General features: G+C 72.7%; 17 protein-coding genes. 4 read left to right on the top strand and 13 right to left on the bottom strand.

The window, feature by feature from the left end:
- Window positions 1–587: 587 nt before the first annotated feature.
- Window positions 588–1,373, top strand: a complete 786-nt coding sequence (locus tag BN1555_RS25385; RefSeq protein WP_093801541.1) for a hypothetical protein — start codon at window positions 588–590, stop codon at window positions 1,371–1,373.
- Between the two features lie 100 nt (window positions 1,374–1,473).
- A complete protein-coding gene (locus BN1555_RS25380; RefSeq protein WP_093801540.1) occupies window positions 1,474–1,851 on the top strand; it encodes a hypothetical protein in 378 nt (125 codons plus the stop codon).
- Between the two features lie 22 nt (window positions 1,852–1,873).
- Here BN1555_RS25380 and der read toward each other — a convergent pair whose 3' ends face one another.
- The 5 genes from der to aroH all read right to left on the bottom strand — a co-directional run bounded on the left by der (window position 1,874) and on the right by aroH (window position 6,331).
- Window positions 1,874–3,334: a ribosome biogenesis GTPase Der gene (der, locus tag BN1555_RS25375; RefSeq protein WP_093801539.1), complete on the bottom strand. Its 1,461-nt coding sequence runs from the start codon at window positions 3,332–3,334 to the stop codon at window positions 1,874–1,876.
- A gap of 69 nt (window positions 3,335–3,403) precedes the next feature.
- Window positions 3,404–3,991: a lysophospholipid acyltransferase family protein gene (locus tag BN1555_RS25370; RefSeq protein WP_093803637.1), complete on the bottom strand. Its 588-nt coding sequence runs from the start codon at window positions 3,989–3,991 to the stop codon at window positions 3,404–3,406.
- 53 nt (window positions 3,992–4,044) lie between these two features.
- Entirely contained in the window at window positions 4,045–4,752 is a 708-nt protein-coding gene (cmk, locus tag BN1555_RS25365; RefSeq protein ID WP_093801538.1) for a (d)CMP kinase, read from the bottom strand.
- Between the two features lie 134 nt (window positions 4,753–4,886).
- The gene (locus tag BN1555_RS25360) at window positions 4,887–5,972 is read right to left on the bottom strand and encodes a prephenate dehydrogenase (RefSeq protein ID WP_093801537.1); all 1,086 of its coding nucleotides are present in this window, start codon (window positions 5,970–5,972) and stop codon (window positions 4,887–4,889) included.
- Window positions 5,969–6,331 (bottom strand): chorismate mutase, encoded by a 363-nt coding sequence (aroH, locus tag BN1555_RS25355; protein ID WP_093801536.1) that lies wholly within the window; start codon window positions 6,329–6,331, stop codon window positions 5,969–5,971. The genes BN1555_RS25360 and aroH overlap by 4 nt, the downstream gene beginning before the upstream one ends.
- A 267-nt stretch (window positions 6,332–6,598) precedes the next feature.
- Here aroH and BN1555_RS25350 point away from each other — a divergent pair, with 267 nt between their 5' ends.
- Together BN1555_RS25350 and BN1555_RS25345 are read left to right on the top strand one after the other, a co-directional pair.
- Window positions 6,599–7,090, top strand: a complete 492-nt coding sequence (locus BN1555_RS25350; protein ID WP_093801535.1) for a Rieske (2Fe-2S) protein — start codon at window positions 6,599–6,601, stop codon at window positions 7,088–7,090.
- 18 nt (window positions 7,091–7,108) lie between these two features.
- Window positions 7,109–7,810, top strand: a complete 702-nt coding sequence (locus BN1555_RS25345) for a nucleotidyltransferase domain-containing protein (protein ID WP_093801534.1) — start codon at window positions 7,109–7,111, stop codon at window positions 7,808–7,810.
- Here the strand turns inward: BN1555_RS25345 and BN1555_RS25340 are convergent.
- The 8 genes from BN1555_RS25340 to BN1555_RS25305 all read right to left on the bottom strand — a co-directional run bounded on the left by BN1555_RS25340 (window position 7,799) and on the right by BN1555_RS25305 (window position 15,093).
- Window positions 7,799–8,632: a nucleotidyltransferase domain-containing protein gene (locus BN1555_RS25340; RefSeq protein WP_093801533.1), complete on the bottom strand. Its 834-nt coding sequence runs from the start codon at window positions 8,630–8,632 to the stop codon at window positions 7,799–7,801. The two genes, BN1555_RS25345 and BN1555_RS25340, sit on opposite strands and share 12 nt — an antisense overlap.
- Before the next feature lie 3 nt (window positions 8,633–8,635).
- Window positions 8,636–9,637 (bottom strand): ADP-ribosylglycohydrolase family protein, encoded by a 1,002-nt coding sequence (locus tag BN1555_RS25335; protein ID WP_093801532.1) that lies wholly within the window; start codon window positions 9,635–9,637, stop codon window positions 8,636–8,638.
- A complete protein-coding gene (locus tag BN1555_RS25330; protein WP_093801531.1) occupies window positions 9,634–10,383 on the bottom strand; it encodes an NUDIX hydrolase in 750 nt (249 codons plus the stop codon). The genes BN1555_RS25335 and BN1555_RS25330 overlap by 4 nt, the downstream gene beginning before the upstream one ends.
- A complete protein-coding gene (locus tag BN1555_RS25325) occupies window positions 10,380–11,459 on the bottom strand; it encodes an AAA family ATPase (RefSeq protein WP_093801530.1) in 1,080 nt (359 codons plus the stop codon). The genes BN1555_RS25330 and BN1555_RS25325 overlap by 4 nt, the downstream gene beginning before the upstream one ends.
- Window positions 11,456–12,109 carry a nicotinamide riboside transporter PnuC gene (pnuC, locus tag BN1555_RS25320; RefSeq protein ID WP_093801529.1) on the bottom strand — a complete coding sequence of 218 codons (654 nt, stop codon included), beginning with the start codon at window positions 12,107–12,109 and terminating at the stop codon, window positions 11,456–11,458. Before pnuC ends, BN1555_RS25325 begins: the two co-directional genes overlap by 4 nt.
- 127 nt (window positions 12,110–12,236) lie before the next feature.
- Window positions 12,237–13,514 (bottom strand): pseudouridine synthase, encoded by a 1,278-nt coding sequence (locus tag BN1555_RS25315; protein ID WP_093801528.1) that lies wholly within the window; start codon window positions 13,512–13,514, stop codon window positions 12,237–12,239.
- Window positions 13,514–14,140: an SMC-Scp complex subunit ScpB gene (scpB, locus tag BN1555_RS25310; RefSeq protein WP_093801527.1), complete on the bottom strand. Its 627-nt coding sequence runs from the start codon at window positions 14,138–14,140 to the stop codon at window positions 13,514–13,516. Before scpB ends, BN1555_RS25315 begins: the two co-directional genes overlap by 1 nt.
- The gene (locus BN1555_RS25305; RefSeq protein WP_093801526.1) at window positions 14,137–15,093 is read right to left on the bottom strand and encodes a segregation and condensation protein A; all 957 of its coding nucleotides are present in this window, start codon (window positions 15,091–15,093) and stop codon (window positions 14,137–14,139) included. Before BN1555_RS25305 ends, scpB begins: the two co-directional genes overlap by 4 nt.
- Window positions 15,094–15,147: the final 54 nt, after the last annotated feature.

Raw genomic sequence — 15,147 nt, 5'->3', positions numbered from 1 at the left:
TCCGGGGCACGGCCGCGCCGAACTCTGCCCCGGCACAGCCGTGTTCAGCGCGGAGGCGTCCGGGCCGCGGTGCGTTCCGCCCCGTCCCCCTCCGGCGGAACGACCGGTACGGCCCCGGTCCCGAGCCGGTCCGGGCCGGGGTCGTCCGCCTTCGCGCCGGCCCGGTGGAGCACCTTCCCTCCCCGGGCGGTGAGCGCCTTCTCCGCGACCTCGATCCGCCGCGCTCCCCCGCGCTCCCCCGCGTCGGCTGCCGGAACCGCGGTCCCCGTAGCGGCCGTCGCCGGTACTGCCCCGCGGCGCGGTCCCGCAGACCGTGGCCGGCACCGGCGGGCGGCGGGGGAAGGGGTGACTCCGACACGGCCCGCGCGCCCGCCTGAAGGAGGGTCGGGGCTGCGGCGGACAGGCCGGCCGGCGGTCGCCGCGGCGCCGGCACGTTCGAGCCGCCCGCCCGGCGCTCGTTCCGCGCTCCGCGCCGGTCGGTTCGATTCTGTTCGCCTGTTCGCGTGACTCCGGCCACGACTCGCCCGTTGTCTTCCTTGACGAGCCGGGAATCTCCCGGCACCCGCACCGAGTCCGAGGAGTCCCCCGTGCCGCGCATGCTCGACGTCAGCGACGACGTACGCGCCGAGATCGGCGACGAAGAAGCCGACCGGCTGCTCGCCGGCGAGAACGCCCCGGGCAGCTACGACTGCACCTCCTGCCGCACCCAGGGCGACTCCGACACGGAACGCACCAGCACCGTGCTGTTCGTCGGAGACGAAACCGCTGTGCTCGCGTTCGCTCACGCCACCTGCATCCCCTCGCAGGTCGTCCAGGTCGCCGAGGAGCAGCTCCAGGGGGCCGTACGCAGCATCACGGGCAGCCCCGACCTCCCCGGCGCCCAGCACGCCGGCGCGCCCGACCAGGCCGTGCTCGGGGTCACCAGCGGTCTCGTACTGATCAGCGGCCAGCTGCACCCGGCCCTGGTGGTCGAGCCGACCGGTCCCGTCGCCCGTCCGGGCTCCGACGGCAGCACCGACGAGTTCCTCCCGCTCGTCATCGAGCAGGGGTTCCAGCCGGTCGCCGACCTGGCCCAGGTGCCCGCCGCGCTGCCCGGCTGGTCCGTCCTGCTCGCCATGGGCCAGCTGCACGCCGTACTCCAGCCCGGGGCCGGCGGTGGCAGCCCGGTCTCCTGGTGGCAGGCCCACCAGCCGCTCCAGGTCACCGACGGATGGCGGACGGCGGCCAACAAGTCGAGCAGCGTCCTCGTCTTCGCCGCGCCCGTCGGTGCCATCGGCCAGCAGCCGCGCGAAGACCTGCTGCGCAACGCGCTGGAGAAGGCCGCGGCCCACGGCGTGCTGGCCGCCGCGGCCATGCCGCTGGCCGGCACCTGACGGGCCGTACGCCCGGACGGCGCGCCCCGCGTGCCCCCGCCGAGCGGGTAACCCCCTGCTCGGCCCGCATCCGACAGGCGCTGGGGTCGTTGGCACGTACGTGCACTCATACGACCCCCCACGCCCCCAGCCGTACCAGAGCCAGATTCCCGCGATGCGCCCTTCGCGGGAATCTCGGACCGACCACTCGCACACCCCGATCTACGACGCTCTCTACTCGGAGTACCGCAGGTCCTTCCGGGCCCTGCCCGGCGACCGCAGCGGCGAGGAGCATCTGGGATTCACGGCCTTCGCCACCGGGGTGCACCGCAGCCCCGGCCCCACCGGTCGCACCGGCCAGGGGACGCACGGCGGGCACAGCGGTCCCTGGCAGAGCGCCGGCCACGGCAGCGGTGACGCCCCCCACAGCAACGGGCGGCAGCACACCGGAAACCGATTCCCGGCAGCGCTGCCGCCCGCTCCCCGCCGGGGGCTCTAGCCCTGTCGGCAGGTCTCCCGCGTCACTTGTTGCGGCCGCGCTTCTCGCGCACCCGCACCGAGATGTGGATCGGAGTGCCCTCGAAGCCGAACTCCTCGCGCAGCCGACGCTCGATGAAGCGCCGGTAACCGGCCTCCAGGAAGCCCGAGGCGAAGAGGACGAACCGCGGCGGCTTGGTTCCCGCCTGCGTCCCGAAGAGGATGCGGGGCTGCTTGCCGCCGCGGACCGGGTGGGGGTGGGAGGCGACGATCTCGCCGAGGAAGGCGTTGAGCCTGCCGGTCGGGATCCGGGTCTCCCAGCCCGCCAGCGCCGTCTCGATCGCCGGGACCAGCTTCTCCATGTGCCGGCCGGTCTGCGCCGACACGTTCACCCGCGGCGCCCACGCGACCTGGGCGAGCTCGGTCTCGATCTCGCGCTCGAGGTAGTAGCGGCGCTCCTCGTCGAGGGTGTCCCACTTGTTGTACGCGATGACCAGCGCGCGGCCCGCTTCGACGGCCATCGTGATGATCCGCTGGTCCTGCACGCTGATGGACTCGCTCGCGTCGATCAGTACGACCGCGACCTCGGCCTTCTCGACGGCGGCGGCGGTACGCAACGAGGCGTAGTAGTCCGCGCCCTCCTGGAGGTGGACGCGGCGGCGGATGCCGGCCGTGTCGATGAACTTCCAGGTGATGCCGCCGAGCTCGATCAGCTCGTCGACCGGGTCACGGGTGGTGCCGGCCATCTCGTTGACGACGACGCGGTCCTCGTTCGCCACCCGGTTCAGGAGCGAGGACTTGCCGACGTTCGGGCGGCCGATGAGCGCGATGCGGCGCGGGCCGCCGACGGCCTGGCCGAAGGTCTGGGCCGGTGCCTCGGGCAGGGCTTCGAGTACGGCGTCCAGCATGTCGCCGGTGCCGCGGCCGTGCAGCGAGGAGACCGGGTGCGGCATGCCGAGGCCGAGCGACCACAGCGCGGTGGCGTCCGCCTCGCCGCTCTGGCCGTCGACCTTGTTGGCGCAGAGCACGACGGGCTTGCCGGCCCGGCGCAGCAGCTTGACGACGGCCTCGTCGGTGTCGGTGGCGCCGACCGTGGAGTCGACGACGAAGACGACGGCGTCGGCCGCCTCGATCGCGTACTCGGCCTGGGCGGCGACGGACGCGTCGATGCCGAGGACGTCCTGCTCCCAGCCGCCGGTGTCGACGACCTTGAAGCGGCGGCCCGCCCATTCGGCCTCGTAGGTGACCCGGTCACGGGTGACGCCGGGCTTGTCCTCGACGACGGCCTCGCGGCGGCCGATGATGCGGTTCACCAAGGTCGACTTACCGACATTGGGGCGGCCCACGACGGCGAGGACGGGCAGCGGGCCATGACCGGCTTCGCCGATCGCGCCTTCGACCTCTTCGGCGTCGAAGCCTTCCAGCGCGGCGAGCTCCATGAACTCCGCGTACTCGGCATCGCCAAGTGCTCCGTGCTCGTCGCCGGAGTGAATCTGGTCGTTCATGAAGTCCGTTCCTCGTTCATCATCGATGGACCACCGGTCATTCCGTGCGGTCCACTACTCAAGTCTCACTCAGCGCCCGGTGAAACGCCGGGCACTTTCCAGGTGGGCGGTCAGCCGCTCCTGGATCCGTACGGTGGCCTCGTCCAGCGCCTTGCGCGTGCGCCGTCCGCTGCCGTCGCCGGTCTCGAAGGGGTCGCCGAAAACGACGTCCACCCGGCTGCGCAGCGGCGGCAGGCCCGGTATCAGCCGGCCGCGGCGGTCCGTGGAGCCGAGCACCGCCACCGGGACGATCGGCGCCCCGCCGCGTACGGCGAAGTACGCGAGGCCGGCGCGCAGTGACGCGAAGTCGCCCTCTCCCCTGGTGCCCTCCGGGAAGATTCCCAGCACCCCGCCGTCCGCGAGGACGCCCAGCGCGTTCGAGATCGCCGTGCGGTCGGCGGTCGCACGGTCCACCTTCAGCTGACCGATTCCGCGCAGGAACGGGTCGAGGGGACCGACGAACGCCTCTTTCTTGATCAGGAAGTGCACCGGCCGGGGGGCCGTCCCCATCAGCATGGGCCCGTCGACCATGTGCGAGTGATTCACGGCCAGGATCACCGGACCGCTCACGGGCACCCGCCAGGCGCCGAGGACGCGGGGCTTGAACAGCCCGTGCATCAGACCGATGCCGATGCCCCGTCCGACCGCCGCGCCACGCAGCGTGGGCGCCGTCACTTCGCGGCCCGCTTCCCCTCGACCAGGGTGACGACACACTCGATGACCTGGTCCAGCGTGAGGTCGCTGGTGTCGACCTCGACCGCGTCGTCCGCCTTGGCGAGCGGCGACGTCTTGCGGCTGGAGTCGGCCGCGTCCCGCTTCAGCAGGGCCTCGCGGGTCGCGGACACGTCCGCGCCCTTCAGCTCGCCGCTGCGGCGGGCGGCGCGCGCCTCGGGAGAGGCGGTCAGGAAGATCTTGAGGTCCGCGTCCGGCAGCACGGTCGTACCGATGTCGCGTCCCTCGACGACGATACCGAGTGCGGCGCCCTTCGCGATGGACCGCTGCAGGTCGGTGATCAGGGTGCGCACCTCGGGCACGGCGCTCACGGCGCTCACCTTGGAGGTGACCTCCTGGGTGCGGATCGGCCCGGAGGCGTCGACGCCGTCCACCGTGATGGTCGGAGCGGACGGGTCGGTGCCGGAGACGATCACGGGCTTGCCCGCGGCGTCCGCTATGGCGACGGGGTCCGTGACGTCGATGCCGTTGCTCAGCATCCACCAGGTGATCGCCCGGTACTGGGCACCGGTGTCCAGGTAGCTGAGACCGAGCTTGGCGGCGACGGCCTTGGAGGTGCTGGACTTGCCCGTGCCGGAGGGGCCGTCGATGGCGACAATCACTGCTGCCGGGGCGGTCCGGGCGGCGGTTTCCACGGTGTAGGACACCTTCCTGGTACACGGGCTTGGGCGGGCGGGGACCCGACGGGCCCCACACAAGGTTACCGAGTCCCCGGCCCCGCCCTCGACGCCCCTGCGAAGCCACCGCAAACCGGACACCGCGTCGGTACGCGAAGGCGCCGTTACTGGCGGATCGACCAGCCCCGCTCGCGCAGTGAGGCGCTCAGCCCGGATGCGGCCGCCGGCTCCACCATCAGCTGCACCAGGCCCGCCTGCTGCCCGGTCGCGTGCTCGATGCGCACGTCCTCGATGTTGACGCCCGCACGCCCCGCGTCCGCGAAGATCCGGGCCAGCTCACCGGGACGGTCGCTGATGAGGACGGCGACGATCTCGTACGCCGCCGGGGCGGCCCCGTGCTTGCCCGGCACGCGCTCACGGCCCGTGTTGCCGCGCCGCAGGACGTCCTCGATGCCGTCGGCGCCGCCCCTGCGCTTGTCGTCGTCGGCGGACTGGAGGGCCCGCAGCGCCCGGACGGTCTCCTCCAGGTCGGCCGCGACGCCGGTGAGCACGTCCGCCACGGGCCCCGGGTTCGCGGAGAGGATCTCGACCCACATCCGGGGGTCGGAGGCGGCGATGCGGGTGACGTCCCTGATGCCCTGACCGCACAGCCGTACCGCCGTCTCGTCCGCGTCCGCCAGCCGCGCCGCGACCATCGACGAGACCAGCTGCGGGGTGTGCGAGACGAGCGCGACCGCGCGGTCGTGGGCGTCGGCGTCCATCACCACGGGCACGGCCCGGCACAGCGCGATCAGCTCCAGTGCGAGGTTGAGGACCTCGGTGTGGGTGTCGCGGGTCGGGGTGAGGACCCAGGGGCGGCCCTCGAAGAGGTCGGCGGTCGCGGCCAGCGGGCCCGAACGCTCCTTGCCGGACATCGGGTGCGTGCCGATGTACGAGGCGAGGTCGCAGCCCAGCGCCTCCAGCTCCCTGCGCGGTCCGCCCTTGACGCTGGCGACGTCGATGTACGCGCGGGCGGTCCCGCGCCGCATGGCGTCGGCCAGCGTCGTGGCCACGTGCGCCGGCGGTACGGCGACGACGGCCAGGTCGACGGGGCCTTCGGGCGCCTCGTCGATGCCGGCGCCGAGCGCGGCGGCGGTGCGGGCCTGCGCCGGGTCGTGGTCGGTGAGGTGGACGGTGACACCGCGCCCGGCGAGGGCGAGGGCCGCCGAGGTGCCGATCAGGCCGGTTCCGATGACGAGGGCGGTTCTCACTGGGCGATGTCCTTGCGGAGGGCGCCTGCGGCGCCGAGGTAGACGTGGGAGACCGACGACTTGGGCAGGTCCGACTCGACGTGCGCGAGGATCCGCACGACGCGCGGCATGGCTCCCGCTATGTCCAGCTCCTGGGCGCAGATCAGCGGTACGTCGACGATGCCGATCTTGCGTGCCGCGGCGGCCGGGAAGTCGCTGTGGAGGTCCGGGGTGGCCGTGAACCAGATGCTGATGAGGTCGTCGGAGGTGAGCCCGTTGCGCTCCAGGATGGCCGAGAGCAGCTCGCCGACCTGCTCGTCCATGTGCCCGGCTTCGTCCCGTTCCAGCTGGACGGCCCCACGCACCGCTCGTACTGCCACGTCGTGCTCCTCGTTCCGTACCTCATGTGCCCTGCTTGATCCAGCGTAGTTGGGCAGGGCCCGGCGGGGCCCGGCGCGTTCCGCAGGTGAGACGCGCGGGTCCGGCCGTGCCCGGCGCCGTCCACGGCCCGCCCGGATTGGGCCGACGGACGTACAGCGGCCACGTGATGCGGCATTCGCGCCCGGGATGCTTCTTCTGCGGGGCGATGGGCGCGAAGATGCTGCTTCGCGCCGAACCTCCGGTGCGACGGGCAGGAGGAGCACGTGATGGGCAAGGGTACGAGCCGCCGGGCGGTCCTCGCGGCCGGAGCCGCGGCCGCGGGCACCGCGCTGGTGGCCGGTTGCGGCAACGGCGGCGGGGAAGAGACCGGCGACGGCCTGAACGGCGGCGCCGAGGAGACCGAACCGGCACCCTCGGATTCGCCCACCCCCTCCGGCGGTGCGTCACCCACCGGGGAAGTTCCCGACGGCGGTGCGGCGCTCGCCGGGACCTCGGAGATCCCGGTGGGCGGCGGCAAGGTCTTCGCGGACGAGAAGGTGGTGGTGACCCAGCCGGAGCCGGGCACCTTCATGGCCTTCTCCGCGGTGTGCACGCACCAGGGCTGCACCGTCAGCAGCGTCGAGGGCGGCACCATCAACTGCGCCTGCCACGGCAGCAGGTTCCGGGTCGCGGACGCCTCGGTCGCGGGCGGCCCGGCCCGCAAACCGCTCCCGCCGCGGCAGATCACCGTGGAAAGTGGTTCGATCCGGCTCGCCTGACGCGGCACAATCCGGAGCATGAACCCGCCCGCCGCCCCGCCGACGCCCGAAGACCTCGTACGCCGCCACACGGTCTACTCCTGTGTGATGGGCTCGCGCGCCTTCGGTCTGGCGACGGACGGCAGCGACACGGACCGGCGCGGTGTCTTCGTCGCGCCGACGCCGCTGTACTGGCGTTTCGAGAAGCCCCCGACGCACGTCGAGGGTCCGATGGACGAGCAGTTCTCCTGGGAGCTGGAACGCTTCTGCGAGCTGGCCCTGCGCGCCAACCCCAACATCCTGGAGTGCCTGCACTCCCCGCTGGTCGAGCGGATCGACGCCACCGGCCACGAGCTGGTCGCCCTGCGGGACGCGTTCCTCTCCCGCCGGGCCCACCAGACGTTCGTCCGGTACGCGGCCGGCCAGCGCAGGAAGCTGGAGGCGGACGTACGGCAGCACGGCGCCCCGCGCTGGAAGCACGCCATGCATCTGCTGCGGCTGCTCGGCAGCTGCCGCGATCTGCTGCGCACGGGCGAGCTGGTGATCGACGCCGGCGAGGAGCGCGAGCGGCTGCTGGAGGTCAAGCGGGGCGAGGTGGTGTGGCCGGAGGTCGAGCGCCGGATGGAGCGCCTCGAGGCGGAGGCGGACGCGGCCGGGGCGAAGAGCCCGCTCCCGCCGGAGCCGGACCGCCCCCGCGTGGAGGACTTCCTGCTCCGTGTACGCCGCGCCTCAGCCCGCTGAAAGAGCGGTCGGCGCGCCTCCCCGGCCCGGGGCGTCCTGCGCGTCGCGGGTGAGCCTGGCCCGGACGACGAGGTCGTCCAGCTGCTCGTACGCCGCCGCCTCGGCCGGAAGCCGTGACGCCGCCTGCGCCGCGTCGAGCACGGCGTGGAGGGCGTCGACGTCCTCACGCAGCCGGTCGCGGTCCGGCCCCGGGGCCGCTCCGTGCTCGGCTTCCGCCTTGGCCGCGATCAGTTCCCCCAGGTACGCCGGGGCGTCCACCTGGGCCAGCAGCGTGGGCAGGTGGGCCTGCACCTCGCCGCTGCGCATCAGGTGGATGCCGGTGAGCAGCACCCGGAAGGTGTAGAGCAGCGGCTTCAGCTCCCCCGTCTTCTCGAAGAGCCGCCACTGCGTGAGCGCGAACCCACGGTAGTGATGGGCGTGGTGGCTGGTCAGCACGGACGGCGCGAGCGCGACCAGCTCCGCGTGCGCGTCGCTCGTGCGCACCACCAGTGGCGAGAGCAGCTGCTCCAGCACATAGCCGTTGCGCCGCAGCATCAGCCGTACGAACTTCCGCAGGTCGTGCGTGACCAGGTCCATCTCCACGCCGTCGCGCACCCACATGCGGCTCCGCGTCTCCTCCGGCTCCCCCAGGCCGACGAGAGCCGGCACGGGCAGCAGGTGCGCGCCGCGCAGGTCCACGTCCGAGTCCCGGGACGGGAACCCGTACAGGTGCGCCCCGGAGACGGACGCGAACAGCAGCGGATCGGTCTCGTCCGCGAGGACGGGGGCGAGGTCGGTGTCCGGCAGCCCGGCCTCGCGCAGACGCTTCTCGTACGCACTCATGGATCAAGCGTCCCAGAGCGCTCCCAGGGCCAGCAGTTCCCCCCTGTACTCGATGCGCTCCGCCCACCGCGCGGGCCACGCCTCCGCCCCCAGGTGCGCCCCGGCGAAGGCTCCCGCCAGGCAGGCGATCGAGTCGGAGTCGCCCTTCGTGCACGCGGCGCGGCGCAGCGCGGTGACCGGATCCCCGGGGAACAGGAGGAAGCACAGCAGCCCGGTGGCGAGGGCCTCCTCCGCGATCCAGCCGTCGCCCGTCGCCAGGCAGGGGTCGGTTTCCGGCGACGGGGTGCGCAGGGCCGCCGCGAGCCGCTCCAGTACGGCCAGGCACTCGTCCCAGCCGCGCGCCATGAAGTCCTCGGGCGACGCGTCGTGGGCGTGCGTCCACAGGTCGCCGAGCCAGCGCTCGTGGTACCGGACGCGGTTCTCGTACGCGTACGAACGGAGCAGCCCCACCAGACCGGTGGGCTCGGCCCCCCGTGCGAGCAGGTGCACCGCGTGCGCCGTCAGGTCGCTCGCCGCCAGTGCGGTCGGGTGGCCGTGCGTGAGTGCCGACTGCAACTGCGCGGCTCCGGCACGCTGCTCGTCGCTCAGCCCCGGTACGAGCCCGAGCGGCGCGACCCGCATGTTGGCCCCGCACCCTTTGGAGCCCAGCTGACTGGCCTGCTGCCACGGCCGGTCGCTGTCGAGCAGCCGGCAGGCGACGAGGCAGGTGTTGCCGGGGGCCCGGTTGTTCTCCGGGGAGTGGTACCAGTCGACGAATTCCTCGCGCACGGGACGCTCCAGCCCCGGCGGCCCGAGCACACCGCGGTCCATCGCGGTCCGTATCCCCCGCCCCAACGCGAGGGTCATCTGGGTGTCGTCCGTGACGATCGCGGGCGACGGCAGTTCCATCTCCCGCCACGGCCCGCACTTCGCGAGGATCGCCGGTACGTCGTTGAACTCGGTGGGGAAGCCCAGCGCGTCCCCGAGCGCGAGCCCGACGAGGGCCCCGGTGGCTGCCTGCTTCATACGGACCGTTCTCCTTCGGATCGACGTTCGGGGCGCAGAAGCGCCGGATGCAGGGTGGTGGCGTTCCCCGCCCGGTAGAGCGCGGCGGGCTTGCCGCGTCCTCCGGTACGCCGGGGCGCCCCCTCCACCGGCTCCACGAAGCCGGGCGAGGCGAGTACCTTGCGCCGGAAGTTGGGCCGGTCCAGTTCGACGCCCCAGACCGTCTCGTACACCTGCTGGAGCTCGCCCAGCGTGAACTCGGGCGGGCAGAAGGCCGTGGCCAGGCAGGTGTACTCGAGCTTGGCGCGGATGCGCTCGCGCGCGTCCGCGATGATCCGCGCGTGGTCGAAGGCCGGCTCCGGCAGAGCGCCCAGGGGCGTCCACTGCGCGTGCGCGGCGTCGCCGCCGCCGCGCGGCTCCGGCAGCCCCGGTACGAGGGCGGTGTACGCGACGGAGACGACGCGCATGCGCGGGTCGCGGTCGGGATCGCTGTACGTACGCAGCTGCTCCAGGTGGAGCGCGGCGGCGGACTCCTGCGACAGACCGGTCTCCTCCGCCAGTTCCCGGCGGGCGGCGGCCTCGGCGGACTCCCGGGGCAGTATGAAGCCGCCGGGCAGCGCCCACGCCCCGGCGTACGGGTCCTGGCCGCGCCGGATCAGCAGGACGTGCAGCCGGCTCTCGCGGACGGTGAAGACGGCGAGGTCGACGGTCACGGCGAACGGCTCGAAGGCGCGCGGGTCGTACGGCGGCCGGCTGTCGTCGCTCATCGTTTCTCCGGCAGTGGGTCGGTGAAGCCCCAGTCTCCGGCGAGCAGCGCGTCGACGGCGGCCACAGCGGCCGCGAGCCGCCGCTCGTGCGGTCCGCCGAGAGTGACGAAGGGGCGCCCGGTACGGACGAGTTCCTCGCGGAAGCGTCCCGTCATCCAGGGCCGCAGGTGTTCGCCGTCGCGCAGGCCGTCGTCCTCGAAGGGCACGTCCGTGTGGTCGGTGAGCAGCCACAGGTGCTGCCCGCCGCGTGCGGCGATGCGGGCGACATCGGGGCTGGGGGCGCCGAGGTAGCGCTCGTGCCACACCGTGGTGGCGAAGGCGTCGGTGTCGCAGAACAGCACGGGAGAGCCCGCGCGGGCCGCCTCGTCCTCGGTTTCGCACTGCCGCCGCGCGATCAGCGGGAACTCCTCCGTGCCGAAGACGACGTCCGTCCAGTCGGCTTCAGGGCGTTCCGCGCGCAGGGCGGCCAGCTTCTGTTCGCTGTACTCCCTGCCGTACTCGGGAACGCACCGCGTCCGTTCCCAGACGCCGCCGCGGGCCCGGTAGTGCGCCGTGAGCGCCCCTGCCATGGTCGTGGTCCCCGTCGACTCGGCACCCAGGACGACGACGCGCCGGGCCAGGGCGGCCCGTACGGGTGCCTCCAGGAAGTCCCAGTGGCGGACGGGGTCCGCCCGTACGGCCGTTCCCGAGACAGGAAAAGCCGTGCGGTCCGGGTCGACGCACACCGCCTCCGCGCCGAAGCGCCGGCCCAGCTCCTCGCCGTACGCCTCCGAGGTGAAGACGGCGTCGACGGCCTCGGGAACGGCGGCCAGGAAGACCGCCATGTGCGCGTCCCACACGGCGGGGTCGGTGACGTCGACCGGGATGTCGTCCACGGCGCCGACGACAACGGCGTCCGGGTGTACGGCTTTCATCCACGCCACCCTCTCGTCGAGCGGTACGGATTCGACGGAGGACGCGCACACGAGAACGGTGAGCCGTTCGCAGCGTTCCCGCGCGGTGCGCACGAGGTGGTGGTGTCCCGCGTGCGGCGGGTAGAACTTCCCGAGCACGAGGCCGTGCTTGTAGTCCGTCATACGGCGGCCTCGGCGAGCGGCTCTTCCCGGGAAGCGGCGCCGCGCCGCCAGTTGAGCAGCCCGAGCACGCACAGGGCCATGAAACCGACGTACAGCAGTGAGGTCAGGTACAGCTCCTTGTAGACGTACAGCGGGACGTACACGACGTCCGCCGCGATCCACAGCCACCACGATTCGAGGCGCTTCCTGCACTGCCCGTACGTCGCCATCAAGGACAGCGCGGTCGTCAGGGCGTCCCAGAAGGGAACGGTCGAGTCGGTGGCGCGGTCGAGGAGCAGCGTGAGGGACAAGGTCCCCACCGCCCCCGCCGCCAGCAGCCAGGTCCACTCGGTACGGCTGGTGCGCCGCACCGGGAGGGACGAGGAGCCTGGTCCACCCCCGTGGGTCCAGGTCCACCAGCCGTAGGCGGCGAGGGCGATGAAGACGACCTGCAGGCCGGCGTCGGCGTACAGGCCCGCCTGGGTGAAGAGGAGGACGAAGAAGACGTTGTTGGCGATGCCGATCGGCCAGTTGGCGATGTGCTGCCGGGCGACGAGCCAGACGCAGAGCGCTCCACTGCCGAACCCGAGTACCTCTGTCCAGCTCACCGGGGTGTCCAGGACGGTCACCAGTGGTCGCTGGAGCGGTTCGAGCATGTCCGCGAGACTCACGCCCGCCTCCTTTATGGTCATGGTGACTATAAAGGCTTGAGGGCCCGCACCACAAGCGGCAAGAGGCCCCGGCCGGTTCCTGTACGTACAGGAACCGGCCGGGGCCTCGAAGCGGAGAGGGCGTCGGTTACAGACCGACTTCCTTCATCAGCATGCCGACCTCGGTGTTGGTGAGGCGGCGCAGCCAGCCGGACTTCTGGTCGCCCAGCGGGATCGGCCCGAAGGACGTCCGCACGAGCCGCTCGACCGGGAAGCCGGCCTCGGCCAGCATGCGGCGCACGATGTGCTTGCGGCCCTCGTGGAGGGTCACCTCGACCAGGTAGTTCTTGCCGGTGTTCTCGACGACGCGGAAGTGGTCGGCGCGGGCGTACCCGTCCTCCAGCGCGATGCCGTCCTTGAGGCGCTTGCCCAGGTCGCGCGGGAGCGGCCCCTGGATCGCGGCGAGGTAGGTCTTCTTCACGCCGTACTTGGGGTGGGTGAGGCGGTGGGCCAGCTCGCCGTGGTTGGTGAGCAGGATGATGCCCTCGGTCTCGGTGTCCAGCCGGCCCACGTGGAAGAGACGCGTCTCACGGTTGTTCACGTAGTCGTTGAGGTTCTGACGCCCGTCCGGGTCGCCCATGGTGGCGACGACTCCGGCCGGCTTGTTGAGCGCGAAGAAGAGGTGCGACTGGGTGGCGACCGTCAGGCCGTCGACCTTGACCTCGTCCTTGTGGACGTCGACCCGGCGGCCCTGCTCGGTGACGATCTCGCCGTTGACCTCGACGCGGGCCTGCTCGATAAGCTCCTCGCAGGCACGCCGCGAACCCATGCCGGCGCGGGCGAGGACCTTCTGCAGGCGCTCGCCCTCCTGCTCGGCACCCGGGAACGTCTTGGGCGTCTTCACCTGGGGCTTGCTGTGCCGCTCGCGGACGCGCTCCTCGAGCTTGGCGTCGAGCTCGCGCGGGCGGGATTCGCGCTGGCCGTGCGGGCCACGGCGCGGAGCCGCGCCCCTGCTGCTCTGCGGAGCCTTGGGGCCGCCCTTGGCGCCACCGCGCGCGGACGCGCCACGGCCACTGCCGGCGGTGCTGCCGCCGCGCCCTGCGCCGCCGGCGCTGCCGCCACGGCCACCAGCCGCACCACTGCCACCACGCCCGACGCCACCACCACTGCCACCACGCCCGGCGCCACCACCGCTACCGCCACGCCCGACGCCACCACCGCTACCGCCACGCCCGGCGCCACCACCGCTGCCACCACGGGCACCGGGGGCGTCACGGCCGACGTCGTAACGGCGCTCCTCCGGACGGGGACGGTCCGGGCGCTCCGGGCGGTCGCTGCGCTTCTGCCCGTCGTCGCGCCCCTTGCCCGCGCCCCGCTGATTCCGGTCGTTGCCGCTTCCGCTGTTCCTGCCGCTACTGCTTCGCATCAAAATTCCGTCTTGTCGTCTGCGTCGGTGTCCGGGGCGTCCGGATCGAACGACGGCGCACCCTCTAGCGTCTCAGCCTCGATCGCGTCCGCCTCCGGGAGGAATGGCGCGAGCTCCGGGAGCTCGTCCAGGCCACGCAGGCCCATCCGCTCCAGAAAGTAGTTCGTCGTCCTGTACAGGATCGCACCTGTTTCGGGTTCCGTGCCCGCCTCCCCCACCAGGCCGCGCTGGAGGAGGGTGCGCATCACGCCGTCGCAGTTCACGCCGCGTACGGCCGAGACCCGTGACCGGCTCACGGGCTGCCGGTACGCGACGACCGCGAGGGTCTCCAGGGCTGCCTGGGTGAGGCGGGCCTGCCGGCCGTCCAGCAGGAAGCTCTCGACCGCCGCCGCGTACCGGGGCCGCGAGTAGAAGCGCCACCCCCCGGCGACCGGTCTGAGTTCGAACCCGCGCCCCTGCACGGCGTACTCGTCGGCCAGCTCCCGCAGGGCGTCCGCGACGGCTCTGCGGGGCCGCTCCAGGATCTTGGCGAGGTGCTCTTCTGCGGCGGGTTCGTCGGCGACCATGAGGACCGCCTCCAGGGCGGGCTTGAGGCCGAGGTCCGCGACCGCGGGGGACTCGCTCACCGTGTCTCCTCCACCACCTGATCGAATTCGTCCGTGACGACGGGCTGCGCCGCCTCCGTGCCGGTCCACCTCACCCTGAGCTCCCCCAGGGCCTCCTCCTGGTCCATGACGACGGCCTTCTCCCGGTAGAGCTCCAGCAGCGCCAGGAACCGCGCGACCACGGTGAGCGTGTCCGGGGCGTCCTCCGTGAGCGTCCGGAAATCCGCCTCCCCCATCTCCCGCAGCCGCGCGACGACCACCTCGGCCTGCTCCTGCACGGACACGAGGGGCGCATGGATGTGATCGACGTACACCTGCGGCTCGGCCCTGGGACGCATCGCCTTCACGGCGAGCCCGGCGAAGCCGTCGGGGCCGATGCTGATGACGACCTCGGGCAGCAGCGCGGCGTGGTGCGGTTCGAGACCGACCGTACGCGGGTACCGCCGGGACTCCGCGTCCAGCCGCGCGCTGAAGATGTCGGCGATCTTCTTGTACGCGCGGTACTGCAGCAGCCGCGCGAACAGCACGTCCCGCGACTCCAGCAGCGCGAGGTCCCCCTCGTCCTCCACCTCGGCGGCGGGCAGCAGCCGCACGGCCTTGAGGTCGAGCAGGGTGGCGGCCACGACGAGGAACTCGGTGGTCTGGTCGAGGTCGCCGTCGGGCCCCATGGCGCGGATGTGCGCCATGAACTCGTCGGTGACCTTCGAGAGGGCGACCTCGGTGATGTCGAGCCTGTGCTTCGAGATGAGCTGGAGCAGCAGGTCGAAGGGCCCCTCGAAGTTCACCAGCCGGACGGTGAACCGCCCGTCCCCCACGACCGGCCCGCCGGACGGAGGCGCGTCCCCCGGGCCTCCCGCCTCCACCTCCGGCGCGTCCGCGTCCTCCGGGGCCGCGGGACGCGCCGCCCCCGGCCCGCGCCCCAGGCTGCGGCGTGGGGCCCTGGCGAGCTGGGCGGGGACGTCGGTGGGCGGCATCGCGGGTCCAGGTGCGGGAAAAGAAGCAGGGGCAGCGCAGGCTACCTCCGGTCC

It is taken from the genome of Streptomyces sp. Wb2n-11 (assembly GCF_001049855.1).
GTDB classification, from domain to species: domain Bacteria; phylum Actinomycetota; class Actinomycetes; order Streptomycetales; family Streptomycetaceae; genus Streptomyces; species Streptomyces altiplanensis.
Note: the sequence above shows the minus strand (reverse complement) of the source record. Positions and strands in the feature narration are given on the sequence as shown.

Bases quoted from the DNA above. Each gene is read 5' to 3' on its own strand.
- der (WP_093801539.1), bottom strand. From the start codon at position 3,334: ATGAACGACCAGATTCACTCCGGCGACGAGCACGGAGCACTTGGCGAT.
- BN1555_RS25370 (WP_093803637.1), bottom strand. From the start codon at position 3,991: ATGCACGGGCTGTTCAAGCCCCGCGTCCTCGGCGCCTGGCGGGTGCCC.
- BN1555_RS25350 (WP_093801535.1), top strand. From the start codon at position 6,599: ATGGGCAAGGGTACGAGCCGCCGGGCGGTCCTCGCGGCCGGAGCCGCG.
- BN1555_RS25345 (WP_093801534.1), top strand. From the start codon at position 7,109: ATGAACCCGCCCGCCGCCCCGCCGACGCCCGAAGACCTCGTACGCCGC.
- BN1555_RS25340 (WP_093801533.1), bottom strand. From the start codon at position 8,632: ATGAGTGCGTACGAGAAGCGTCTGCGCGAGGCCGGGCTGCCGGACACC.
- BN1555_RS25335 (WP_093801532.1), bottom strand. From the start codon at position 9,637: ATGAAGCAGGCAGCCACCGGGGCCCTCGTCGGGCTCGCGCTCGGGGAC.
- BN1555_RS25330 (WP_093801531.1), bottom strand. From the start codon at position 10,383: ATGAGCGACGACAGCCGGCCGCCGTACGACCCGCGCGCCTTCGAGCCG.
- BN1555_RS25325 (WP_093801530.1), bottom strand. From the start codon at position 11,459: ATGACGGACTACAAGCACGGCCTCGTGCTCGGGAAGTTCTACCCGCCG.
- BN1555_RS25315 (WP_093801528.1), bottom strand. From the start codon at position 13,514: ATGCGAAGCAGTAGCGGCAGGAACAGCGGAAGCGGCAACGACCGGAAT.
- BN1555_RS25305 (WP_093801526.1), bottom strand. From the start codon at position 15,093: ATGCCGCCCACCGACGTCCCCGCCCAGCTCGCCAGGGCCCCACGCCGC.